Here is a 22,169-nt window from a genome sequence, read left to right on the forward strand (position 1 = left end):
GACGTGCATGAAAAAGGGTGACAAAGTTGCCGACTTCCAGCTGCCGGACCAGACGGGCACCGTGCGCAGCCTCACCGAGCTACTGGCCGACGGGCCCATCGTGTTGTTCTTCTATCCCGCTGCGATGACGCCCGGTTGCACCAAGGAGGCCTGCCACTTTCGCGATCTGGCCGCCGAGTTCGCCGCGGTCGGCGCGAAGCGCGTCGGAATCAGCACGGATCCTGTTGAAAAGCAGGCGAAGTTCGCCGACAAGCAGGGGTTCGACTATCCGCTGCTGTCCGACGCCGACGGCACCGTCGCCGAGCAGTTCGGGGTCAAGCGCGGGCTGCTCGGAAAGTTCATGCCGGTCAAGCGCACCACGTTCGTCATCGACACCGACCGCGCGGTGCTCGACGTGATCGCCTCCGAGGTCAGCATGGACAGCCACGCCGATAAGGCCCTCGAGGTGCTGAGGCAGCGCCAGTCAGCGTGAAGCGGGGCCGATGAAGTCGACTGCCGCGCGGATCGCGGGGCGGTGCCGCAGCAGCCGGTAATGCGCCAATCTGCCCAGCCCTTTGGTGGTCATCAACGTCGCGTTCGGCCATGACGCGACCACCCGTTCGCTGGTCTCGTACGGCGTGTCCGGATCGTCCGGATCATGGATGAGCAACAGCGGCGGATATCCGGTGCGGGCGCCGACGACGGTCATGTTGGTTTCGTGCAGCGGCATGTCGATGCGCCGTTCCAGCCGCCGATGCAGACCCGCCCGGATACGCGGCCCAAAGCCGTGGCGTACGGCGAAAAGATCCAGATAGAGCGGGAATTCGCCCATCGGCGCCAGGTACACCAGGCGCTCGACCTTCGCGCCGTTCGCGACCGCGAACGTGGTGGCGTTGGCGCCGAGGGAATGAGCGATCACCGCGCGCGCCGGGCCGTGTTGCCCGATGATGGCCCTGACGGCTTCTGCGCACTCGATGAGCGTGGTGCGGCCGGGCTTGAGCGCCCCCGCTTCGGACTCGTGGTGGCTGGGCAGGTCGAACGCGATGACCCGGTGGCCGGATTCGACGAGCGGTTTGATGAACATGCCCAGGTGCGGGCGCCGCCCGCCCCAGCCGTGCACGAGATAGACCGGTGGCCCCTCGCCCCACGACTCGCCCACGATGCGATGGCCGTCCCAGTGCGCTTCCAGCGGCTCGCCGGATGTGATGCCTGGCGGCATGCGCATGTCGAAATCCATCACCGGCGGGGTGCACCAGAGTTCGACCGCCCAACGCGACCCGATGACAGGCGCGAAGCGCTCCAGCCACCAGAACGCCCGACGCACCCCCGGGTCGACCGGCGGCTCGATACCCGATCCCTTTACGGCGACGGCGGTCGCAGGCTCGAATTCGGTCACGGCGGACCGAGAAGTACGTCGGCGTCGAAGCAGGTGTGCGAGCCGGTGTGGCAGGCCGCGCCGACCTGATCGACCTGCAGCAGTACGGTGTCGCCGTCGCAGTCCAGCCGCACCGAGTGCACGTACTGGGTGTGCCCCGATGTCGCGCCCTTGACCCACTGTTCGCCGCGGGAGCGCGAATAGTACGTCGCCTCACGGGTTTCCAGTGTTCGCGCCAACGCGTCGTCGTCCATCCACGCCACCATGAGCACCTGCCCGGTGCTGCGCTCCTGCGCGACCGCGGCGAACAGGCCGTTGGCGTCGCGCTTGAGCCGCGCCGCGATCTGCGGATCCAAGCTCATCGCACCACAATTCCTTCGGCCGCCATCGCCGCCTTCACCTCGGCGATGGTGAGCTCACCAAAGTGGAAAACGCTGGCGGCCAATACCGCGTCAGCGCCCGCGGCGACCGCGGGCGCGAAGTGCTCCACCGCGCCGGCGCCACCGCTGGCGATCACCGGCACGTTGACCGCCCCGCGGACGGCCTTGATCATCGGCAGATCGAACCCGGCCTTGGTGCCGTCGAAGTCCATCGAGTTCAGCAGGATCTCGCCGACGCCGAGTTCGGCACCGCGAGCGGCCCATTCGACGGCGTCGATGCCGGTGCCGCGCCGGCCGCCGTGCGTGGTGACCTCCCAGCCCGACGGTGTCGGCTGCTGGTCCTGCGGAACCGTGCGGGCGTCGACGGACAGCACGATGCACTGAGACCCGAACTGGCGGGACAACTCGGCCAGCAGTTCGGGGTTGGCGATCGCGGCGGTGTTGACCGAAACCTTGTCGGCGCCGGCTCGCAACAGCGCGTCCACGTCGGCCACCGATCGCACCCCACCACCCACGGTCAACGGAATGAACACCTGCTCTGCGGTCTGCGCGACGACCTCCAGCATGGTGGCTCGCCCCGACGAGGACGCGGTAACGTCCAGAAACGTCAGCTCGTCGGCGCCTTCGGAGTCGTAGACGGCCGCCAGCTCGACCGGATCGCCTGCGTCGCGCAGGTTTTCGAAGTTGACGCCCTTCACCACCCGGCCGTCATCGACATCGAGACACGGGATGATCCTCACCGCAAGCTCTTTCGGGTTCATCAGTAGTCCCCGAGCTCGCCGACTGATTGCACGAGATCGAGCAGTTGCGCATGGACGCGGGGCAGGCCGACCAGCACCGAAGGTGATGTCACCGTCCAGTCGTCTCCGGTGAGGTCGGTGGCCACCCCGCCGGCCGCGCGCACCAGCGCGATGCCCGCCGCGTGGTCCCACACGTGGCCACTGAAACTGATTGCGCCGCCGAGGATCCCCGCGGCGGTGTACGCCAAATCGATTCCCGTCGCACCGTGCATCCGCAACCGCGAACATTTCCGGCTCAGGCCTTCGATGATCGCCAGCCGGTACCGGCCGGGGACCTTGCCGCGCGAGTCGATGTTGAAGGTGCCGACCCCGACGATCGAGTCGTCGAGTTCGGCGGGTTGCAGCGGATCCTGTTCGACGCCGTTGTAGCGCAGCGGGCCATCCACCACACCGGTGAACCGTTCGTTGGTGAACGGCATCCACGTCAGCCCGGCGACGGGCTGCCCGTCTTGCAGCAGGCCCAGCAGGATCGCGGCCATCGGCGACCCCGCTGCGTAGTTGAACGTGCCGTCGATCGGGTCGAGCACCCACACCAGCGGCGAGTCCAGGTCCGCGCCACCGAATTCCTCGCCGTGCACGTCGATGCCGGTGTTGGCCTTCAGTGCTTTGACCACTTGGCGTTCGATGGCCAGATCCACCTCGGTGGCAAAGTCGTTGCCCTTCTTCTGCACGGCGGACTCGGCGCGGTGCCCTTCGATGAACGGTTTGGCCGCGTCGTCGAGAATCGCGGTGGCCTCGGCCACCAGGGCGTCGAGTTCGGTTGTGTCCAGCGCCATCTAGGGCCTCACCGCGGCCAACGCCTCCGGCAGTGTGAACCGGCCGGCGTAGAGCGCCTTTCCGACGATCGCGCCTTCCACGCCACGGCCGGTCAAGGTCGCGATGGCCCGCAGGTCCTCAAGGCTCGACACGCCACCGGAGGCGATCACCGGGGCGTCGGTGCGGTCGGTGACCTGCGCCAGCAGTTCGAGGTTGGGTCCATTCAGCGTGCCGTCCTTGGTGACGTCGGTGACGACGAAGCGTGAACACCCTTCACGGTCAAGGCGTTCGAGCACCTCCCACAGGTCACCGCCGTCGCTTTCCCAGCCGCGGCCGCGCAGTCGGTGCGCACCGTCGACGATCTTCACGTCCAGTCCGACCGCGACGCGCTCGCCGTGCTCGGCGACGACGCCCGCGCACCACTGCGGGTTCTCCAGCGCGGCGGTGCCGAGGTTGACTCGGGCGCAGCCGGTCGCCAGCGCGGCGGCCAGCGATTCGTCGTCGCGGATCCCGCCGGACAGCTCCACCGCGACGTCGAGCTTGCCGACCACCTCGGCGAGCAGTTCGCGGTTGCCGCCGCGGCCGAACGCGGCGTCGAGGTCCACGAGGTGGATCCACTCCGCGCCGTCACGTTGCCAGGTCATCGCCGCGTCGAGCGCCGAACCGTACTCGGTTTCGCTGCCGGCCTGGCCCTGGACCAGCCGCACAGCGCGGCCCTCGACGACGTCGACGGCGGGAAGGAGGATCAGTCGCTCTGACACGTGGGTCAACCTAGCTCCTTTACCCAGTTGGTCAGCAATGCGGCACCGGCGTCACCGCTCTTCTCGGGGTGAAACTGCGTCGCCGAGAGCGCTCCGTCCTCGACCGCGGCCAGAAACGGGACCGTGTGGGTGGCCCATGTCAGCCGCGCGCCGGGGTCACCCTCCCACTGCTGGGCGGCGTAGGAGTGCACGAAGTAGAACCGGGTGTCGGGGTCCAACCCACGGAACAACTGGGTGCCCTCCGGCGCGTCGACGGTGTTCCAGCCCATGTGCGGTATGACCGGTGCGTCCAGCCGGACGACCGCGCCTAGCCATTGGCCGCAGCCGTCGGTCTGGTGGCCGAACTCGACCCCGCGGCTGAACAGGATCTGCATGCCCACGCACACCCCGAGCACGGGGCGGCCCGCCGCCACCCGGCTGGCGATGACCTTCTCGCCGCCGATCTTGCGCAGCCCGGTCATGCAGGCCTGAAACGCCCCGACACCGGGCACCACCAGACCGTCGGCGTTCTCGGCGGCCTGCGTGTCGGAGGTCACCGTGACGTCGGCGCCGACCCGCTCCAGCGCCCGCTGCGCGGAGCGGAGGTTGCCCGACCCGTAATCGAGGATGACGACTTTCGCGCTCACAGCATCCCTTTGGTGGACGGCACGCCGCTCACCCGCGGATCGAATTCCACGGCCGAACGCAGCGCGCGCGCCACGGCCTTGTACTGCGCCTCGGTGATGTGGTGCGGGTCGCGACCGTAGATCGTGCGCACGTGCAACGCGATGCGGGCGTTGGAGGCCAGCGTTTCGAACACGTGCCGGTTGATCACGGTGTGGTACGGCACTTCGGATCCGGCGATCGTGGTGTGCAGCATGTGTTCCGGCTCGCCGGTGTGCACACAGTACGGCCGACCCGAGACGTCGACGGCGGCATGCGCGAGCGTCTCGTCCATCGGGATCCACGCATCGCCGAACCGGCGGATCCCCTTCTTGTCGCCCAATGCCTGGCCCAGCGCCTGGCCCAGCACGATCGCGGTGTCCTCGATGGTGTGGTGGCCCTCGATGTCGACATCGCCGGTGGCGCGCACGATCAGGTCGAAGCTGGCGTGGCTGCCCAGCGCTGTGAGCATGTGGTCGTAGAACGGCACGCCGGTCGCGACTTCGACGCGCCCGGTGCCGTCGAGGTCGAGCTCGACGGTGATGTCGGATTCCTTGGTCTTGCGTTCGATCTTCGCGCGGCGTGGTGCGCGGACAGGTTCGGTCACGATGCTCCTATTCGGGCGCTGGCGGTCAGCAGCGCGTCGTTCTCGTCGGCCAGGCCGGTGGTCGCGCGCAGGTATCCGGGGATGCCGACGTCGCGGATCAGCACGCCGGCGTCCAGGTAGCGCTGCCAGGTGGCGGCCGCGTCGGCGAACTCGCCGAACAATACGAAGTTGGCGTCGCTGGGGATGACGCGGAAGCCCATCGCACTCAACGCCTCGGTGACGCGGTCGCGTTCGGCGATGAGCTTGGCGACGCTACCGAGGGTGTCGTCGGCGTGTCGCAGCGCGGCGCGCGCAGCGGCCTGGGTGATCGACGACAGGTGGTACGGCAGCCGGACGAGCAGCAGCGCATCGATCACCGCGGGCGCGCCCACCAGGTATCCCAGCCGCCCACCGGCGAAGGCGAAGGCTTTGCTCATCGTGCGCGTGACGACGAGCTTGGTCGGATACTCGTCGATGAGCTGTATTGCGCTTGGCTGCGAGGAGAACTCGCCGTAGGCCTCGTCGACGATGACGACGCCGGCGGGCACGGCCTCCAGCAGAAGGCGCAGTTGGTCGAGCGAAACGCTCTGCCCCGAGGGGTTGTTCGGGCTCGCCAGAAACACGATGTCCGGGCGATGCTTCTCGATGGCTTCGACGGCGACATCGGTGTCGAGGCTGAAGTCCTCTGCGCGGTTGGCCACCAGCCACGCGGTCTGGGTGCCGTCGGAGATGATCGGGTGCATGGAATAGGACGGCACGAAACCGATCGCGCTGCGGCCCGGCCCGCCGAACGCCTGCAACAGCTGCTGCAGGATCTCGTTGGATCCGTTGGCGGCCCAGAGGTTTTCCACGCTCAACCCGACACCGGTCTGCACGCTCAGGTACGCGGCCAGATCGGCGCGCAGCGCCACCGCGTCGCGGTCGGGATACCGGTTCAGATCGCCTGCTACCGCATGCACCGATGCCGTCACGTCGTCGACGAGCGCCTTGGTCGGCGGATGCGGGTTCTCGTTGGTGTTGAGGCGGACCGGAACGTCCAGTTGCGGTGCGCCGTACGGCGACTTACCGCGCAGGTCCTCGCGCAGCGGCAACTCGTCGAGCGTGACGTTCTTGCCGAGCGTCACCGTTCGAACCTCCGCCGCACCGCTTCGCCGTGCGCGGGCAGGTTCTCGGCCTCGGCCAGGGTGATGACGTATCCGGACACGTCCTTGAGCGCGGTCTCGTCGTAGTCGACGACGTGGATGCCGCGCAGGAACGTCTGCACCGAAAGCCCGCTGGAGTGCCGCGCGCAGCCGGCCGTCGGCAGGACGTGGTTGGATCCCGCGCAGTAGTCGCCGAGGCTCACCGGTGCGTACGGGCCGACGAAAATTGCTCCGGCCGAACGGATTCGAGCCGCGACAGCAGGCGCATCGGCGGTCTGGACCTCCAGGTGCTCGGCGGCGTACGCGTTCACCGTGCGGACGCCCTCCTCGATGTCGTCGACGAGCACGATCGCCGACTGCTTACCGCCCAGCGCGGCCGTCACCCGCGCACGGTGCTTGGTGGTCTGCAGCTGGTCGGCGAGCTCGCGCTCGGTGGCGTCGGCCAGCGCGGCGTCGGGGGTGACCAGCACGCTGGCGGCCATCTCGTCGTGTTCGGCCTGGCTGATCAGATCCGCGGCGACGTGTGCGGGGTCGGCGGTGTGGTCGGCCAGGATCGCGATCTCGGTGGGGCCCGCCTCGGCGTCGATGCCGACCTGGGACCGGCAGATGCGCTTGGCTGCCGTGACGTAGATGTTGCCCGGACCGGTGATCATGTCGACGGGCGCCAGCTCGGCACCGTCGACGTCGGTTCCGCCGTACGCCAACAGCGCGACGGCCTGGGCGCCGCCGACCGCCCACACCTCCTGGACCCCGAGTAGCGCGGCGGCGGCCAGGATTGTGGGGTGCGGCAGGCCGTGGAAGGGCCCGGGTTGGTTCTGCGGCGGGCTGGCGATCACCAGTGAGTCCACGCCGGCGGTCTGCGCGGGTACGACGTTCATCACCACGCTGGACGGGTAGACGGCGTTGCCGCCCGGCACGTAGAGCCCGACCCGCTCGACGGGCACCCAGCGTTCGGTGACGGTCGCGCCGGGCGCCAGCGTCGTCGTGGTGTCGTGGCGGCGCTGGTCGGCGTGGACGGCGCGGGCGCGTTCGATGGCCACCTCGAGCGCGGTGCGGACATCCGCGTCGAGTTCGGTCAGCGCCGCGTCGAGGCGCTCCTGAGGCACCCGTACCGCGGCCGGCCGCACCCCGTCGAACGATTCGCCGTACTCCAGGGCGGCTTCGGCGCCGCGCGCCGCGACCGCATCGACGATCGGGCGGACCTTGGGCACCACCGCGTCGACGTCGACACCGCCCCTGGGCAGAGCCGACCGCAGCCGGGCAGCCGAAAGCCCCGCGCCGCGCAAATCGATGCGGGCGATCGTGGGAGCCGCCCCCGCGGCGACATCAGAGTCCGGTGACGATGCGCTCACACAGCCATTGTCCCAGAACAGGCCAAATCGATATCGCCGCAGGCAAGCGGCGGCCCGTCGCGCTCAGCTGAGGTGGGCGCTCACTTGCACAGATTGGTGATCTTCTGGTTGGCGGCGTCGGCTTCCTTCAGCCGCGCGGCCTGCTCGGGATCGGTGTTCGGGATGCCCGAGGTGGAGCGCGACCCGATATCCATCAGGTGGTTGGCGAACGTCCGCACGGCGTCGGCCAGATCCGACGGGGTGTCGGGCTGCAGGCGGGCCAGCAGGTACTGGCCGCCGTCGTAGAGCGCCACGCGGGCGTTGGCCGCTACCGCCAGTGAGCCGGTGACGTCCTCCGGCCCGCCGGGGGGCTGCAGGTTGGTGTTGATCTGCACACCGTTGCGCACGACGTTGAAGGCGTCGCACACGCTGGCCTTGGGGTCATCGGTGGTGGTGCCGGTGAAGACCGAAGTCGACTGCGGCGGCTCCGCCGGTTCCTTCACCAACGCCCAAACGGCGAGACCTCCCGCGACGACCGCGACGACCAACGCCGCGATGGAAACGATGAAACTTCTTGACGACCCCGATGGCTCAGACATGCGGCCGATCGTAGCGACCGCACGTGCGCGGCCTCGGCGTGTTTGGCCGGCGAGTGCACGGAAATCTTCCGACCGCGCAGCAAACCGGAACGCTGGCTATCGAGTCCCGCTGGGCGCGGGTGCCGCCGATCCGCGCAATGCGGCGCACAACACGAATTCAGCAAACTCGAGAACCGGTATAGCTCACCGATATCGATGGATCAAGATCATTCATTGCAGTTTGCCGCATGTCATAACTCACCGCCCGGTAGGGATGATCTTGATCGTTAGCCAAAAAACGAACAACAGCCGAGTCGTGATTGCCGGACACCCTGAGCGCGCTGCAGTGGCCGCACGCTCCGGCGAAGCGCTGTGCGCTGGCCGAGGACGACGAACCCCATCGGCCAGGCTGTCGCTCATCGCCCGGGTCACGGTGGATGTTCTCGATTGTTCTGACTGGTAACAAGCATTTCTCGCGGTGCGCACCAGATCGGCGTCGAAGACGAGCACGATGACCCGGGCGTAGGAAGCGCTATCTGCCAGCAAGCGCTAGCGCCGGAATCGGCCATTGCGACGGCACCCTCAACTGGGTTTGCGGAAAATTTTCGACGCAATTATTTGAAGTTGCTGTCTTTTATCCACCAGGAGTGTCAATATGTTCCCAACCGGCATTCACTGATTAGCTGAACGGGGACCAGGCGTTGGGGGCTGAAGCAAGACGGTCCGCGGTTCCGCGAACGGCAATTGGGGGCGTCGGGTGCGTGATCCATTTCTATGAAGGGGAGAAACATGTCCACTGCACCGTCCGCCGGTAAACACCGCGCAACCCGGGCACGAGGTACCAACGTCCGGCGCGCGGTTGGCGGCGCCATGGCCGGCGGGGCCATGGCCGCGGCCTTCGTCGGTTTGGGTTCGGCCGGTACCGCACAGGCCGCGCCGCTCGACTGCCCGCTGCTCTGTGAGTTGCCGGGGGCCAGCTTGTTCGGTGACTCCGGTGCGCCTCAGGCGCTCGCGTTCACGCCGGGCTCCGCGGTGACCATGTTCGACCCCATCCTCGACAACCCGCTGACGATGGTGTTCACCTTCGGGATGATCGGCAACGGCGCCGACGGCAACGCGCTTCACCCCGACGGCTTCAACGGCGGTTTCCTGTTCGGTAGCGGTGGTAACGGCTACAGCCCCACCCCGGTCGACGGTCTCCTCGTCCGGGCCGGCAACGGCGGCAACGCCGGCTTCTTCGGCGGCAACGGCGGCAACGGCGGCAACGGCGCCGATTCACTGCTCGGGATCGGTCCCGCGCAGAACGGCGGCGCCGGCGGCAGGGGCGGCTTCTTCGGTAACGGCGGCAACGGCGGCGACGGCGGCAACGATCTCAACGTTGCTGTCGGTGATGCGACCGGCGGCAACGGCGGCGCAGCGGGCCAGGGCGGATTCGTCGGGACCGGCGGCTCCGGCGGCGACGGCGGTGACGCCTCGGCCCTGGCAGGCAATGCCACCGGCGGCTCCGGTGCTGACGGGGCCAACGGCACCATCGGCGGCGGTGACGGCGGTGACGGCGGTTCGGCCACCTCGACCGTCGGCGCAGCCACTGGCGGCGACGCCGGCGATGCTGGCGACGCCGACTTCTTCGGCGGCGGTGGCGACGGCGGCGACGCCGGTCACGCCACCTCGACCACCGGCACAGCCGCCGGCGGCAACGGCGGTGACGGCGGTAGCGGCGGCTTCGTCGGCGATGGCGGTAACGGCGGCAACGCAGGCAACGCGACATCCGCGGGCGGCAACACCAACGGCGGCAACGGCGGAGACGGCGGCAACGGCGGGTTCTTCTCCGACGGTGGCAACGGTGCCAGCGGCGGCAATGCCAGCGGTGGCGAGTCGACCGGCGGCAACGGCGGCAACGGGGGATCCGGTGGCATCGGCGGCAGCAACGGCAGCGATGGCGCCGATGGCAACGACGGCAGTAGCAGTGCCAGCAGCAGCGACTCCGCTTCGTAGTCGTCGCATCGGCTGACGCCGTACCTGAAGATGGCGGTGCCCGTCCCCCTCGGGGGGCGGGCACCGTCACGTAATCTCCACCTCATGGCTGCAAAGGATCACCCCAACAACGCCCCGGGCGTTCCGATGGTCTATCCGCCGGCGTTCGAGCGCCTGCAGATCAAATACATGAACCCCGTCGTCAAACGGCTGGCCCGGTTCACGCCGGGAGTCGCCACGATCAGACACCGCGGACGTAAATCCGGGAAGACCTACGAAACCGTGATCACCCCGTTCCGCAAGGGCGACACCCTGGCCATCGTGCTGGGCCACGGCAAGACGGACTGGGTGAAGAACGTCCTCGCCGCTGGCGAGGCCGACGTGGTCTTCGGCTCGCGCACCGTCCACATCGTCAACCCGCGGATCGTGCCCGCCGGCGGCGACGCCGAAGGCCTTCCGTTTGCGGCCCGCCTGCAGGCCAGAAAGATGGGGGTGCTCGTCGCCGACGTCGGCTAGAGGTCCAGGCCGATGTCGAGAACCGACACCGAGTGGGTGAGGGCGCCGACGGCCAAATAGTCGACACCGGTGCCCGCGTACTCTGCGGCAGTCGCCAGAGACAGCCCGCCCGAGGACTCCAGTTTCGTTGCCGGCGAACGTGAATCGCGGCGCTGCACGGCAATCTGGGTCTGCCATACCGGGAAGTTGTCGAGCAGCACGAGCGCTTCTTCGCCCAGGTCCTCGCCGAGGATCTCGTCGAGTTGTTCCAGCGAGTCGACCTCGACTTCACACGGCAGGTGCGGCGCCGCAGCGCGCACGGCCCGCAGCGCGGCCAGCACCGAACCGGCCGCCGCGACGTGGTTGTCCTTGATCAGCGCGGCGTCGCCCAGTCCCATGCGGTGGTTGACTCCACCGCCGACGCGCACCGCGTACTTTTGCAGGGCCCGAAGCCCAGGAAGCGTCTTGCGGGTGTCGCGGATCTTGGCCTTGGTACCGGACACCGCATCCACCCACGCCGCGGTGCTGGTCGCGACACCGGAGAGATGACAGATGAGGTTCAGCGTCGTGCGCTCAGCGGTCAGCAGGCCCTGCGTGGGCGCCTCGACAGCCAGTACCACGGTGCCGGGCTCCAGCCGCGCCCCGTCCTGCACCCGGTGCTTCACCTGGTATCCGTCGGCGCCGAGCACTTCGTCGAACGCCAACAGCGCGACATCCACGCCCGCGACGACCCCGGCTTCGCGCGCGACCATCGACGCCGTCGTCGTCGCATCGGCGGGCACCGTGGCCAGCGTGGTGACATCCGGGCCGTAGCGCAGGTCTTCTTCGAGGGCGCGGGCGATCACCCGGCGCGCCTCGGTCAACTCGTCGGCGGTCAGCTCCATCAGCAACACGCCACCGCCCCGACGAGGCTGCGCGCCAGCGCAGGATCGGAGCCCGGGTAGTCGCTGCGGTGGTGGCAGCCGCGGGATTCGGTCCGCGCCGATGCGGCCGCGGCCAGCGCGCCCGCGGTACTCGTCAGCGCGACATCCTCGAAATCGGTGCGCGTGCGCAGCACCCGGTGCGGCGCACAGTCCAGCTCCTTGGCAAGCACGCCGAGCCCGTTGCCGTCGCGCATCACCGCGGCGTGCCGCGACATCGCCCGCTGCAGATCCACCCGCCGCAGCGCGTGCCGTGTCACCGGCTCCGGCGGGCGCGCCGTCACCGGACCGGCCGCCAAAGCGTGTGCGGCCGCGGCCTTTCCGGCCCGCCCGCCGACCACCAGCCCTTCGAGCAGGCTGTTGGAGGCCAACCGGTTCGCGCCGTGCATACCGGTGCGGGCCACCTCGCCCGCCGCGAACAGGCCCGCGATCTCGGTGCGCCCGTGCACGTCGGTCACCACGCCACCGCAGCTGTAGTGCGCTCCCGGCACCACCGGGATCGGCTCTCGGGTGGGGTCGATGCCCGCCGCACGGCACGCGGCGGTGACGGTCGGGAACCGGGTGGTGAAATTCCCGATCCGCCGGGCGTCGAGGTACACGCACTCGTCGCCGGTGGCTTGCAGCCGCGCGTGGATCGCCCCGGCCACCACGTCGCGCGGCGCCAGGTCACCCATCGGGTGCACGCCGTCGGTCACCGAATTGCCTTGGGAATCAATCAGAACGGCGCCTTCGCCGCGGACGGCCTCGGTGATCAGCGGCCGTCGGCCGCCGGCATTCCTGTCGAACAGCATGGTCGGGTGGAACTGGACGAACTCCAGATCGGCGATCGGCAACCCGGCCCACATCGCCAGCGCCACACCGTCGCTCGTCGACCCTGCCGGGTTCGTGGTGGCGGCGTAGAGATGGCCCAGTCCCCCGGTCGCCAGGATCACCGAAGGTGCGTGCACGACGCCGAGGCCGTCGTCGCTGAGCACCAGCACCCCGGTGACCGCATCGTCGTCGCAGAGCAGTTCGACCGCGACGTGGTTGTGCCGGATGTCCAGCGTGGCCGCGGCGCCGTTGAGCGCGCGCTGCACCTCCGCGCCGGTGGCGTCGCCGCCGGCGTGGATGATGCGCCGACGTGAATGGCCGCCCTCGCGGGTCAGCGACCACCGTCCCGGCGCGCCTTCGTCGAAGCGGGCGCCGTCGCCGACGAGGTCGCTGACCGCTTGGTAGCCGTCGGCGACGATCGAGCGCACCGCCTCGGGGTCGCACAGCCCGGCCCCGGCCGCGAGCGTGTCGGCGACATGGGCCTCGGCCGAGTCACCGTCGTCACGCAGGGCATGCGGCAGCACCACGGCGATACCGCCCTGGGCGAAAAGGGTCGCGGTGTCGGCGGTCTTGCTCAGCACCACCACTTTCCGGCCGCGCCGGTGCGCGGCCAGGGCCGCCACCAACCCGGCCACCCCGGTGCCGATCACCACCACGTCGGCCCGCTGCTGCCACCGGTTCGCCCATGGGCCGGAACCGCCGCAGACCGCCGGACGGGTCACTCGCCGCCGCCGGGCTGGCCGATCTCGATCATGCGCTGCACGCTGGCTCGCGCCAGCCGGGCCGTTTCGGGGTCGACGTCGACCTCGTCCTTGCCCTCCACCAGACACCGCAACAGTGCCGCGGGGGTGATCATCTTCATGAACTTGCACGACGCGCGGTCGTTGACGGCCTGGAAGTCGACTTGCGGTGCCGCCCTGCGCAACTGGTAGAGCATGCCGACCTCGGTGGCCACCAGCACCTGGCGGGCGCCGGTGTCGCGGGCGGCATCGAGCATGCCGCCGGTGGACAGGATCTTCACCCGGTCCTGCGGGAACGCTCCCTCACCGGCCAGGTACAACGCCGAAGTGGCGCAACCACATTCGGGATGGACGAACAGCTCGGCGTCCGGATGCGACCGCGCCTGGTCGGCGAGTTCGTCACCGTTGATGCCCGCGTGCACGTGGCATTCGCCGGCCCACACATGGATGTTCTCGCGGCCGGTCACCCGCCGCACGTGCGCGCCGAGGAACTGGTCCGGGCAGAACAGCACCTCGCGGTCGGCCGGGATCGATTCGACGACGTCGACCGCGTTGGACGACGTGCAGCAGATGTCGGTCTCGGCTTTGACCGCGGCGGTGGTGTTGACGTACGAAACAACCACCGCGCCTGGATGTTCGGCCTTCCACGCGCGCAGGTCGTCGGCGGTGATCGAATCGGCCAGCGAGCAGCCCGCGCGCTGGTCGGGAATGAGCACGGTCTTGTCCGGGGCGAGGATCTTGGCCGTCTCGGCCATGAAGTGCACACCGCAGAACACGATGGTGTCCTCGGGAGCCTCGGCGGCGATCCGCGACAGCGCCAGCGAGTCACCCACATGGTCGGCGACGTCCTGAATGGCGGGTAGTTGGTAGTTGTGCGCCAGCAGCGTCGCGCCGCGCAGGTCGGCCAGGCGACGCACTTCGGCGGCCCATTGCGCGTCGCCGTCGACACCTGTGTATCCGGTCGGGCCGTCGGTGATCCGGTCAGCCAGATCGTCCGCGGGCATACGGTCGAGAACCGTCACGGTGTCTCCTCCATCCCGTTCGGGGTTTTCGACTTATAATCGAAAACATGCAATATGGTAACACCGCACACGAAGTGCTCGCCGTCGTGTTCCAGGTTCGGGGCGCCGAGCCGCAGAGCGAAACCGCGGACACCGGTCTTCACGTGCTGTTATGGCAGCGGGCGATGGAGCCCGAGCGCGGCAAGTGGTCGCTGCCCGGGGGCCGCATCGGGGTCGATGAGGATCTGACCAGCTCGGTAAGCCGTCAACTCGCCGAGAAGGTCGACCTGCGTGAGCTTGCTCACCTCGAACAGCTGGCGGTGTTCTCCGATCCGCACCGGGTGCCCGGGGTGCGCACCATCGCCTCGACGTTCCTGGGCCTGGTGCCCTCCCCCGCCACCCCCGAACTGCCGCCGGATACCCGCTGGCACCCGGTGAACGCGCTGCCGCCGATGGCGTTCGACCACGGCCCAATGGTCGAGCACGCGCGGACCCGCCTGGTCGCCAAGCTGTCCTATACCAACATCGGGTTCGCCTTGGCGCCAACGGAGTTCGCGTTGTCTACGCTGCGCGACATCTATCATGCGGCGCTCGGGCACCAGGTGGACGCGACGAACCTGCAACGGGTGCTGGAACGGCGCAAGGTGATCACCCGCACCGGCACCACCGCGCGGTCGGGTCGCAGCGGCGGGCGGCCCGCGGCGCTGTACAAGTTCGCCGACGCGCGCTACCGCGTCACCGACGAGTTCGCCGCGCTCCGACCGCCCGGGTGAGCCGACTGGCTTCTTAGCACTTTCTTAAGGTAAAAATGGCGGGATGGATTTGGGCAGCGCCGCACCAGCAGACGGAGCCGAGTGGCTCGGCCACGTACCGCATGAGGACCTGGTCCGCGGGCGCCGCCCGAGGCTGCCGGCCGACGACCCGTTCTACGAACCGCCCGAGGGCTTCCAGCACGCGACGCCGGGCACTGTGCTGCGCAGCCGCGACGTCGAGCTGGCGTTTCTCGGCCTGATCCCGCAGAAGTTCACCGCCACCCAGCTGCTCTACCGCACCACCGACCTCAACGGCAGCCCGGAGGCGAGCGTCACCACGGTGATCGTGCCCGCTGAGCGCGCGGACCGGGCCGTCGTACCGGTGATTTCCTACCAATGCGCGATCGACGCCGTGACGTCGCGCTGCTTTCCCTCCTATGCGCTGCGCCGGTGGGCGCTGGCCCCGGGCGCGCTCGCGCAGGTCGAGTTCTTCCTGATCGCCGCCGCGCTGGCCGAGGGCTGGGCGGTCTCGGTGCCCGACCACGAGGGGTCGCGCGGCATCTGGGGCACCCCGTACGAGCCGGGCTACCGCATCCTCGACGGCCTGCGTGCCGCGGTGGGCTGCGATCGCCTGCGGCTGACCGAGTCCGCGCCGATCGGGCTGTGGGGTTACTCGGGCGGCGGGCTGGCGACGGCATGGGCGGCGGAGATGCACGGTCAGTACGCCCCCGAGCTCAACGTCGTCGGCGCGGTACTGGGCTCACCGGTCGCTGATCTGGGTCATGCGTTCCGCCGGCTCAACGGCAGCTTGTACTCCGGGCTGCCCGCGATGGTGGTCGCCGCGTTGTCGCACGCCTACCCCGACCTCGACCGGGTGATCCAGGAGCACGCCACCGACGAGGGCAAGGCGATGCTGCTGCGGGTGCAGAACATGACCACCGCGCACGCGGTGCTGCGGCTGATCGGCATGGACATGGACAAACTCGTCGACATGCCGCTGGCGGCGATCCTCGACATGCCCGAGGTCAAGCACGTCTTCGACAGCATCAAGCTCGGCGCCGCGGTACCCACCCCGCCGGTGTTGATCGTGCAGGCGGTGCACGACCGGATCGTTTCCGTCTACGACATCGACGAGCTCACCCACACCTACCAGTCCGGTGGCGCGTCGGTGACCTACCACCGGGACATGTTCAGCGAACACATGCTGTTGCATCCGATGTCGGCGCCGATGGCGCTGCGCTGGCTGATCGACCGGTTCGACGGCAAGCCCGTCAACCAGCATCTGGTCCGAACGAAATGGCCGACGCTGCTGAACCCGATCACCTACGTCGGGATGGCGCGGCTGGCCAAGATCGCGGCCAAGGTGATCACGGGGCGGACGGTAGAGCGCCGTCCGCTGTGACGGCGGGGGCAACCGGCGCCTCCACCGGCGGCCACGCCCCCAGGTCGTCACGCGGGGTCGCGACGGCGATCAGCGAGTAGATCAGCGCCGCCGTCGCGGCCGGGAACAGAATCGTCACGGCGATCAGCAGCGGTGAATGCCCGAAGAACACCGGCGGCGCCTCGACGACGTAGTGCACGCGGTGTTCGGGTGAGACCGGCGCGGACGCGACGTCGATGACGCCGTAGCGCAGGCGCACCAGCACCGCACCCACGACCGCCGCGGCGCCCGCGCCTGCCGCACAGCCGATGGCCAGCGCCGACACCATCGTCGGGCCGCGGTGCGCGCGCCACTGCCAGACCAGCACTGCGGCCACCACCGCGACGACGCTGCTCATACCCAGCAGCAGGAACGCCGCGGTGAAGAAGTGGTCACCCTCGTTGCCCAGGTAGGCCCTGATCCGGTCACCGTCTTTGGTCAGGGCGACGACACCGTGGATCGCCGGGGCCAGCCACGTCCACAGCGCCCCTACCAGCACACCGGCCATCGTCAGCCCGGCAACCACGATCAGCGCCGCGCGGGTGCGTGAAACCCGGGGCGGGCCAACGAGGTTCCGCTCGTTCATCGCAGCTCCAGATCCTTGGAGTCGGTGACGCCGTGCCGCGAGCAGCTGGCCGACCAGCCGTCGGGGCGCACCTGAACGATCATCCGGCGGCCGCACTCGGCGCAGTAGCGGGGCGGTTCGAGCCCCAGCTGCGCCGCGGCAGGCACCGCGGTGCCGTCGGGTTCACCGGTGTAGACGTTGAACGCCATCCCTGCAGTCTTACAGGCTGGCGTTGAGCGCCTTGATCGGCATCTGCAGATCGTCGAGCAGTTCCAGGTCGGACTCGGCCGGGCGGCCCAGCGTGGTGAGGTAGTTGCCGACGATGACGGCGTTGATGCCGCCCAGGATGCCCTTCTTGGCGCCGAGATCGCCCAGCGTGATCTCCCGACCGCCCGCGAACCGCAGCATCGTGCGCGGCAGCGCGAGCCGGAACGCGGCGACGGCCTTGAGCGCCTCGGATGCCGGCAGCACCTCGAGATCGCCGAACGGGGTGCCCGGGCGCGGGTTGAGGAAGTTCAGCGGCACCTCGTGCGGGTCGAGCTCGGCGAGGTTGGCGGCGAACTCGGCTCGCTGCTCGAGCGTTTCGCCCATGCCGAGGATGCCGCCGCAGCAGACTTCCATCCCGGCGTCCCGGACCATCTGCAGCGTGTCCCAACGCTCCTCCCAGGTGTGAGTGGTCACGACGTTGGTGAAGTGCGACCGCGCGGTCTCGAGGTTGTGGTTGTAGCGGTGCACGCCCATCTCGGCGAGCCGCTCGACCTGGTCCTTGGTGAGCATGCCCAGCGAGCAGGCGATCTGGATGTCGACCTCGTTGCGGATCGCCTCGATGCCCGCGGCCACCTGCGCCAGCAGCCGCTCGTCGGGCCCGCGCACGGCGGCCACGATGCAGAACTCCGTCGCACCGGTCTTGGCGGTCTGTTTGGCGGCCTCCACCAGGCTCGGCACATCCAGCCACGCGCTGCGCACCGGGGACTCGAAAAGCCCCGACTGTGAACAGAAGTGGCAATCCTCCGGGCATCCGCCGGTCTTGAGGCTGATGATGCCCTCGACCTCGACGTCGGGACCGCACCAGCGCATCCGCACGTCGTGGGCCAGCGACAGCAGGTCGTCGAGCCGGTCGTCGGTCAGCTGCAGCACCTGCAGCGTCTGCTCCTGGTCGAGGCCCTCGCCGCGCTCCAGCACCTGCTCGCGTGCCTGTACCAGAATGTCGTTCACCGGTCGTCCTCTCAGCAATGAACACGTCGGCGAGCCGACAATTGAACGGTGTTCAGGTTAGGGTACGGGCGTGCAGCTGACCAAACGCGACGTGGTCCAGACCGCCACCACACTGCTGGACACCTACGGGATCGCCGACCTGACGATGCGCAGGCTGGCCCGTGAGCTCGACGTCTCCCCCGGGGCGCTGTACTGGCATTTCGCCAACAAGCAGGAGCTGCTCGGAGCCGTCGCCGACCGGATCCTCGACGGGGTGCCGCGCGCCGTCGGCGTCGTGGACGTGTGCACCCGGCTGCGCGACGCCCTGCTGTCCCACACCGACGGTGCCGAGCTGGTGTCGGCCAGCTTCGCCGCGGGCCAGTCCGAGGCGATGAAGCAGGTTCTGACGTCGCTTGGCGCCGCGGCGGCCGACACCGGCCTCGACGCTGCGCACGCCGAACTGGCCGCCCGCACGGTGGTCTACTACGTGCTGGGGTTCACCGTCGACGAACAGTCGCGGCTGCAGTGGGACGCCGCCGGCGCCGTTCTGCCCGACGAGCAGTCCGTGCTCACCGACGACGCCGACGCCCGCTTCCGCTTCGGCGTGGATGTCCTGCTGAACGGCATCGCCGCTCACCACAGCGATTTGTGGAGCGGCAGCCGCGCTCACCGCGGCTAGTGCTCCTCAAGTCGCGAGTGCCCGCTTGATCTCGGCGATCACCCGGTCCGGGTACTGGGTCAGGTCGAGCCAGGTGAAGCGCAGTATCTGCCAGCCCAACAGTGCTAGGGCGTTCTGGCGCTTGCGGTCGTTGTGGAAGGCATCGGTGTCGCTGTGAAAGGCCAACCCGTCGACCTCGATGGCGACCTGCTGATTCGGAAACGCCACGTCGATCTGGTAGCCGCCGGCCGGGTAGTTCGTCCGCCACCCCGCGATCCGGTTCGTCCGGAGAAGTTTGACCAACAGCCGTTCCGCTTCTGAGCGTGCCCCGTCCTCTGCTGCCTGCAGGAGCATCCCGGCCGCCGGTGCTCCGTGGCGTCCCGCGTTGCGAAGGTGCGCTCGCCATAGTTCAGGCAACTCGACGCGTCGCTGCAGTGCCGCGTCCATCAGCTTGGCACCGTCGCGATGGCGGACGGCGGCTTCCACCACGGTCAGCGCGAGGGCGGTCACCCGCAGGCAATTTCGCTCGACGACGTCGGTGTCTTCCAGATCGCGTCTGCGGAGCCTGGTCCCGCTTCGCCTTCGCATGCGGGAGTTTCGAGGAACGGTGACCTCGACGACGGCCGGCGGACACCGTGTGAGGCCGTGCACCCACGCCGCGGTGAGGCCACTTCCTGTCGCCTGGGGGCCGTATTGCCAGACGCCCACACGGACGCGTGCGGCGTCGGTGAATGGCCGGTCGTCGGCGAAATACACGCCGCGCGCGCACCGACGCCAGCGACCGGACGCGACACGTCGGTCAACCGCGTCCTGGTTCAATCCGCAGCGTTTAGCCTGGGCCAGCGTGATGACGCCGTCCTGGCGACGCAGATATCCCTCCACCACACTAGAAATGGACGCGCCGCACCCTCAACCGGTTCCATCTCGAGCGATTTGTGGAGCGGCAACCGCGCTCACCGCGGCTACGGCTCCTCAGATCGCGAATTCGCGTTTGGTGTTGCCGTCCCAGCGGCGCAGCCCGACGAAGCTGCCCTGGATCTCGGTCGGACGTGCCCCCACCCGCAGCGCCCGGCCGAGCTGGCTGCCGTGCAGGCGACGCGCCAGCGTGGTGTGCGGTGTCCACTGCCCGGGAAGTGAGTTGGCCATCGGCTGGGGTTGCAGATGCGGCAGCGCCAGCCGATACACCTCGGCGTGCACCGCCAGCAGCGCGTCGGTCGGCACGATCACCCGGGTGAGGACCAGTTGCGAGCGGCCGAACAGCAACGGCGCCCCGATCACACAGCGCATCGGGAAGGAACCCGCCACAGCCAGCAGCGCGTCGACCGAGGGATCGATGTGTTCGGCGACCGTCAGCGTCACGTGCGGCCGGCTGGCAGGCGCCTGGCTCGGAATTCCGGCGTCGCGCAACGAATCCCAGATATCCCGGATCGTCGCCTCGGTATCCTGGTCGAAGACCAGCTCGACGGAATGCACCACGATTACCCCAGGCTCTTAACCCACTCGGTGTCGAAGGCCGTCGCGCTCATGGCCTCGAACTGCGCCGCGCTGAACGTCCCTGCGCCGAAGGGCAGCACCCCGCGCAGCGGCGCCAGCGCCGCCAACGCCTCCCGGTTACCCGCCTCGGCCGGGCCGGGGTCCGCAGGCCACGCCCCGATCACCAGTCCAGCACATGGAATACCCTGCGCGGCAAGGGCTTCCAGGGTCAACGCGGTGTGGTTCAACGTGCCCAGACCGGCGGCGACGACGACGAGCACCGGCGCGCCGAGGTCCGCCGCCACGTCACGCAGGGTGACACCGCCGTCCCCTAGTTCGACGAGCAACCCGCCCGCCCCTTCCACCAGCACCAGCTGTGCTCCGACGCCGCGTACCGACTCCACCAGATCCGCGCGGGTGGGCAGCACCATGGCCGCCCGCTGCGCGGCCGCGACCGGCGCCAGCGGCTCGGGGTAGCGCCAGCCGCCGTGCAGCGCGGTGACCCCGGACAGCCGCGCAACGTCGGCGAGGTCGTCGTCGCGGGGACTTCCGGTCTGCACGGGTTTGCACACCGCCACGTCGATTCCGGCCAGCCGCGCCGAACACGCCAACGCCGCGGTGGCCACCGTCTTCCCGACCCCGGTGTCGGTCCCGGTGACGACGAGCGCGCTCACCGGCGGGCTTGTCCGAGCACGTCGGTCAATACCTGCCGCGCCAACGCCAACTCGTCCTCGGTGAGCGATGCCCGCGCGGTCAGCCGCAGCCGCGAGGTGCCCGCGGGCACCGTGGGCGGGCGGAAACACCCGACCCGCAGACCCCGGTCCAGGCACGCCGCCGCGGCGCCCAACGCCACCTCCGGCTCCCCCAGGATCACCGAAACCACCGCCGATGCCGGCCACGGCGCTACGTCGCACACCGAGGCCAGCGTCTGCGCGTTGGCCAGCACCGCGGCCGCGCGCCACGGTTCGGCGATCAACACCTTCAGCGCCGCCCACGCCGCCCCGACCGCCGCGGGCGCCAGGCCGGTGTCGAAGATGAACGGTCGCGCCGCGTCGATGAGATGGTCGCGGACCGCGGCGGGTCCGAGCACCACGCCGCCCTGGCTGCCGAGCGCCTTGGACAGCGTCGTCGTCATCACGATGTCGGGCGCACCGGCCAACCCGGCCTCGTGCAGCAGCCCGCGCCCGCCGGTGCCGCGCACCCCCAACCCGTGCGCCTCGTCCACGATGAGCAGCGCCGCGTGCCTGGCGCAGACGTCGTGCAGCGCGCGCAGCGGGGCGAGCGCCCCGTCGGCGGAGAACACCGAGTCGGTGACCACGACCGCGCGTTCCTCGTCGCGGCCGGCCAGCGCCGCTTCCACCGCGGCCACGTCACGGTGCGGGGTCACCACCACGCTGGCCCGTGACAGTCGGCAGGCGTCGACCAGCGACGCGTGCGTCAGCGCATCGGACACCAACAGCGAGCCCGGCCCGGACAGCGCGACCACCGCGCCCATGTTGGCGGTGTAGCCCGAGGAGAACACCAGCGCCGATTCCGCGCCGACGAACTCGGCCAGATCCTTCTCGAAGCCCTCGTGCAGCTCGGTGTTGCCGGTGACCAGCCGCGAGCCCGTGGAGCCGGCGCCCCAGGTGCGCAGGGCGGCCACCCCGCCGTCGATGACCTCGGGATGATGCGACAGCCCCAGGTAGTCGTTGGAGGCCAGGTCGACCCCGGCGCCGACGGGCGGGCGGGTGCGCAGCGACCGCCGCAGCCCCGCCTCGCGACGCCGCTGCTCGACGTCGTCGAGCCAGGCCAGTGGCGAAAGACCAGCGCGTGTCACCGATGCCCCTTACGGCGA

At 69.4% G+C, this 22,169-nt stretch carries 26 protein-coding genes; 6 read left to right on the forward strand and 20 right to left on the reverse strand.

All coding sequences use genetic code 11. The features are described from left to right. The first annotated feature begins 7 nt into the window (after positions 1–7). Entirely contained in the window at positions 8–472 is a 465-nt protein-coding gene (locus K3U96_RS13760) for a peroxiredoxin (protein WP_220690067.1), read from the forward strand. Here the strand turns inward: K3U96_RS13760 and K3U96_RS13765 are convergent. The 10 genes from K3U96_RS13765 to K3U96_RS13810 form a co-directional block, all read right to left on the reverse strand. Continuing rightward, positions 464–1,375, reverse strand: a complete 912-nt coding sequence (locus K3U96_RS13765; RefSeq protein ID WP_230982142.1) for an alpha/beta fold hydrolase — start codon at positions 1,373–1,375, stop codon at positions 464–466. The two genes, K3U96_RS13760 and K3U96_RS13765, sit on opposite strands and share 9 nt — an antisense overlap. Then, a complete protein-coding gene (hisI, locus tag K3U96_RS13770) occupies positions 1,372–1,716 on the reverse strand; it encodes a phosphoribosyl-AMP cyclohydrolase (RefSeq protein WP_069407906.1) in 345 nt (114 codons plus the stop codon). The genes K3U96_RS13765 and hisI overlap by 4 nt, the downstream gene beginning before the upstream one ends. Then, complete coding sequence (hisF, locus tag K3U96_RS13775; RefSeq protein WP_069407907.1) at positions 1,713–2,495, reverse strand: imidazole glycerol phosphate synthase subunit HisF; 783 nt, start codon at positions 2,493–2,495, stop codon at positions 1,713–1,715. Before hisF ends, hisI begins: the two co-directional genes overlap by 4 nt. After that, positions 2,495–3,310: an inositol monophosphatase family protein gene (locus K3U96_RS13780; RefSeq protein WP_220690068.1), complete on the reverse strand. Its 816-nt coding sequence runs from the start codon at positions 3,308–3,310 to the stop codon at positions 2,495–2,497. The genes hisF and K3U96_RS13780 overlap by 1 nt, the downstream gene beginning before the upstream one ends. Then, positions 3,311–4,051, reverse strand: a complete 741-nt coding sequence (gene priA / locus K3U96_RS13785) for a bifunctional 1-(5-phosphoribosyl)-5-((5-phosphoribosylamino)methylideneamino)imidazole-4-carboxamide isomerase/phosphoribosylanthranilate isomerase PriA (protein ID WP_230982143.1) — start codon at positions 4,049–4,051, stop codon at positions 3,311–3,313. It abuts the gene before it with no gap. A 5-nt stretch (positions 4,052–4,056) separates the two neighbouring features. Next, positions 4,057–4,677, reverse strand: coding sequence for an imidazole glycerol phosphate synthase subunit HisH (hisH, locus tag K3U96_RS13790; protein WP_220690070.1), 621 nt, complete (start codon positions 4,675–4,677; stop codon positions 4,057–4,059). Beyond that, on the reverse strand, positions 4,674–5,300 hold the full coding sequence (gene hisB, locus K3U96_RS13795) for an imidazoleglycerol-phosphate dehydratase HisB (protein WP_069407911.1): 627 nt from the start codon (positions 5,298–5,300) through the stop codon (positions 4,674–4,676). Before hisB ends, hisH begins: the two co-directional genes overlap by 4 nt. Beyond that, on the reverse strand, positions 5,297–6,403 hold the full coding sequence (locus K3U96_RS13800; RefSeq protein WP_220690071.1) for a histidinol-phosphate transaminase: 1,107 nt from the start codon (positions 6,401–6,403) through the stop codon (positions 5,297–5,299). The genes hisB and K3U96_RS13800 overlap by 4 nt, the downstream gene beginning before the upstream one ends. Further along, positions 6,400–7,722 (reverse strand): histidinol dehydrogenase, encoded by a 1,323-nt coding sequence (hisD, locus tag K3U96_RS13805; protein WP_220693526.1) that lies wholly within the window; start codon positions 7,720–7,722, stop codon positions 6,400–6,402. Before hisD ends, K3U96_RS13800 begins: the two co-directional genes overlap by 4 nt. A gap of 131 nt (positions 7,723–7,853) precedes the next feature. Next, positions 7,854–8,351: a hypothetical protein gene (locus K3U96_RS13810; RefSeq protein ID WP_220690072.1), complete on the reverse strand. Its 498-nt coding sequence runs from the start codon at positions 8,349–8,351 to the stop codon at positions 7,854–7,856. 768 nt (positions 8,352–9,119) lie between these two features. Here K3U96_RS13810 and K3U96_RS13815 point away from each other — a divergent pair. Then, on the forward strand, positions 9,120–10,325 hold the full coding sequence (locus K3U96_RS13815) for a PGRS repeat-containing protein (RefSeq protein WP_069403649.1): 1,206 nt from the start codon (positions 9,120–9,122) through the stop codon (positions 10,323–10,325). 84 nt (positions 10,326–10,409) lie between these two features. After that, positions 10,410–10,820, forward strand: coding sequence for a nitroreductase family deazaflavin-dependent oxidoreductase (locus K3U96_RS13820; RefSeq protein WP_069403648.1), 411 nt, complete (start codon positions 10,410–10,412; stop codon positions 10,818–10,820). On the opposite strand, the gene nadC is transcribed toward K3U96_RS13820, so the two are convergent. Genes nadC through nadA form a run of 3 tightly spaced genes read right to left on the reverse strand, consistent with a single transcriptional unit; the run spans position 10,817 to position 14,273 of the window. Further along, positions 10,817–11,683, reverse strand: coding sequence for a carboxylating nicotinate-nucleotide diphosphorylase (gene nadC, locus K3U96_RS13825; RefSeq protein WP_220690073.1), 867 nt, complete (start codon positions 11,681–11,683; stop codon positions 10,817–10,819). The two genes, K3U96_RS13820 and nadC, sit on opposite strands and share 4 nt — an antisense overlap. After that, positions 11,683–13,251 (reverse strand): L-aspartate oxidase, encoded by a 1,569-nt coding sequence (locus K3U96_RS13830; protein ID WP_220690074.1) that lies wholly within the window; start codon positions 13,249–13,251, stop codon positions 11,683–11,685. The genes nadC and K3U96_RS13830 overlap by 1 nt, the downstream gene beginning before the upstream one ends. After that, positions 13,248–14,273, reverse strand: a complete 1,026-nt coding sequence (nadA, locus tag K3U96_RS13835) for a quinolinate synthase NadA (RefSeq protein WP_069403656.1) — start codon at positions 14,271–14,273, stop codon at positions 13,248–13,250. The genes K3U96_RS13830 and nadA overlap by 4 nt, the downstream gene beginning before the upstream one ends. 65 nt (positions 14,274–14,338) lie before the next feature. On the opposite strand from nadA, the gene K3U96_RS13840 reads away from it, so the two are divergent. Both K3U96_RS13840 and K3U96_RS13845 read left to right on the forward strand, forming a co-directional pair. Beyond that, a complete protein-coding gene (locus K3U96_RS13840; RefSeq protein ID WP_220690075.1) occupies positions 14,339–15,043 on the forward strand; it encodes an NUDIX hydrolase in 705 nt (234 codons plus the stop codon). A gap of 43 nt (positions 15,044–15,086) precedes the next feature. After that, complete coding sequence (locus tag K3U96_RS13845; protein ID WP_220690076.1) at positions 15,087–16,424, forward strand: lipase family protein; 1,338 nt, start codon at positions 15,087–15,089, stop codon at positions 16,422–16,424. Here K3U96_RS13845 and K3U96_RS13850 read toward each other — a convergent pair. From K3U96_RS13850 to bioB, 3 genes are read right to left on the reverse strand one after another with little or no spacing between them, the layout of a single operon-like run. Further along, positions 16,390–17,028 (reverse strand): DUF2567 domain-containing protein, encoded by a 639-nt coding sequence (locus tag K3U96_RS13850; RefSeq protein ID WP_220690077.1) that lies wholly within the window; start codon positions 17,026–17,028, stop codon positions 16,390–16,392. The two genes, K3U96_RS13845 and K3U96_RS13850, sit on opposite strands and share 35 nt — an antisense overlap. Continuing rightward, positions 17,025–17,216: a biotin synthase auxiliary protein BsaP gene (gene bsaP, locus K3U96_RS13855; protein ID WP_069403642.1), complete on the reverse strand. Its 192-nt coding sequence runs from the start codon at positions 17,214–17,216 to the stop codon at positions 17,025–17,027. Before bsaP ends, K3U96_RS13850 begins: the two co-directional genes overlap by 4 nt. 10 nt (positions 17,217–17,226) lie before the next feature. Beyond that, positions 17,227–18,222, reverse strand: a complete 996-nt coding sequence (bioB, locus tag K3U96_RS13860) for a biotin synthase BioB (RefSeq protein WP_220690078.1) — start codon at positions 18,220–18,222, stop codon at positions 17,227–17,229. 70 nt (positions 18,223–18,292) lie between these two features. Between bioB and K3U96_RS13865 the strand changes: the two genes are divergently transcribed. After that, positions 18,293–18,880 carry a TetR family transcriptional regulator gene (locus K3U96_RS13865; RefSeq protein WP_220690079.1) on the forward strand — a complete coding sequence of 196 codons (588 nt, stop codon included), beginning with the start codon at positions 18,293–18,295 and terminating at the stop codon, positions 18,878–18,880. A gap of 6 nt (positions 18,881–18,886) precedes the next feature. Here K3U96_RS13865 and K3U96_RS13870 read toward each other — a convergent pair whose 3' ends face one another. The 4 genes from K3U96_RS13870 to K3U96_RS13885 all read right to left on the reverse strand — a co-directional run bounded on the left by K3U96_RS13870 (position 18,887) and on the right by K3U96_RS13885 (position 22,151). Next, positions 18,887–19,744: a type IV toxin-antitoxin system AbiEi family antitoxin domain-containing protein gene (locus K3U96_RS13870; protein ID WP_069403639.1), complete on the reverse strand. Its 858-nt coding sequence runs from the start codon at positions 19,742–19,744 to the stop codon at positions 18,887–18,889. An 87-nt stretch (positions 19,745–19,831) separates the two neighbouring features. Beyond that, positions 19,832–20,335 (reverse strand): 2'-5' RNA ligase family protein, encoded by a 504-nt coding sequence (locus K3U96_RS13875; RefSeq protein ID WP_220690080.1) that lies wholly within the window; start codon positions 20,333–20,335, stop codon positions 19,832–19,834. Between the two features lie 2 nt (positions 20,336–20,337). Further along, the gene (gene bioD / locus K3U96_RS13880) at positions 20,338–21,006 is read right to left on the reverse strand and encodes a dethiobiotin synthase (protein ID WP_069403637.1); all 669 of its coding nucleotides are present in this window, start codon (positions 21,004–21,006) and stop codon (positions 20,338–20,340) included. Further along, on the reverse strand, positions 21,003–22,151 hold the full coding sequence (locus tag K3U96_RS13885; RefSeq protein ID WP_220690081.1) for an 8-amino-7-oxononanoate synthase: 1,149 nt from the start codon (positions 22,149–22,151) through the stop codon (positions 21,003–21,005). The genes bioD and K3U96_RS13885 overlap by 4 nt, the downstream gene beginning before the upstream one ends. Positions 22,152–22,169: the final 18 nt, after the last annotated feature.

It is taken from the genome of Mycolicibacterium holsaticum DSM 44478 = JCM 12374 (genome assembly GCF_019645835.1).
Lineage (GTDB): Bacteria > Actinomycetota > Actinomycetes > Mycobacteriales > Mycobacteriaceae > Mycobacterium > Mycobacterium holsaticum.

Bases quoted from the DNA above. Each gene is read 5' to 3' on its own strand.
- K3U96_RS13815 (WP_069403649.1), top strand. From the start codon at position 9,120: ATGTCCACTGCACCGTCCGCCGGTAAACACCGCGCAACCCGGGCACGA.
- K3U96_RS13760 (WP_220690067.1), top strand. From the start codon at position 8: ATGAAAAAGGGTGACAAAGTTGCCGACTTCCAGCTGCCGGACCAGACG.
- K3U96_RS13780 (WP_220690068.1), bottom strand. From the start codon at position 3,310: ATGGCGCTGGACACAACCGAACTCGACGCCCTGGTGGCCGAGGCCACC.
- hisF (WP_069407907.1), bottom strand. From the start codon at position 2,495: ATGAACCCGAAAGAGCTTGCGGTGAGGATCATCCCGTGTCTCGATGTC.
- K3U96_RS13845 (WP_220690076.1), top strand. From the start codon at position 15,087: ATGGATTTGGGCAGCGCCGCACCAGCAGACGGAGCCGAGTGGCTCGGC.
- nadA (WP_069403656.1), bottom strand. From the start codon at position 14,273: ATGCCCGCGGACGATCTGGCTGACCGGATCACCGACGGCCCGACCGGA.
- bsaP (WP_069403642.1), bottom strand. From the start codon at position 17,216: ATGGCGTTCAACGTCTACACCGGTGAACCCGACGGCACCGCGGTGCCT.
- hisI (WP_069407906.1), bottom strand. From the start codon at position 1,716: ATGAGCTTGGATCCGCAGATCGCGGCGCGGCTCAAGCGCGACGCCAAC.
- K3U96_RS13810 (WP_220690072.1), bottom strand. From the start codon at position 8,351: ATGTCTGAGCCATCGGGGTCGTCAAGAAGTTTCATCGTTTCCATCGCG.
- K3U96_RS13850 (WP_220690077.1), bottom strand. From the start codon at position 17,028: ATGAACGAGCGGAACCTCGTTGGCCCGCCCCGGGTTTCACGCACCCGC.
- K3U96_RS13820 (WP_069403648.1), top strand. From the start codon at position 10,410: ATGGCTGCAAAGGATCACCCCAACAACGCCCCGGGCGTTCCGATGGTC.
- K3U96_RS13840 (WP_220690075.1), top strand. From the start codon at position 14,339: ATGCAATATGGTAACACCGCACACGAAGTGCTCGCCGTCGTGTTCCAG.
- nadC (WP_220690073.1), bottom strand. From the start codon at position 11,683: ATGGAGCTGACCGCCGACGAGTTGACCGAGGCGCGCCGGGTGATCGCC.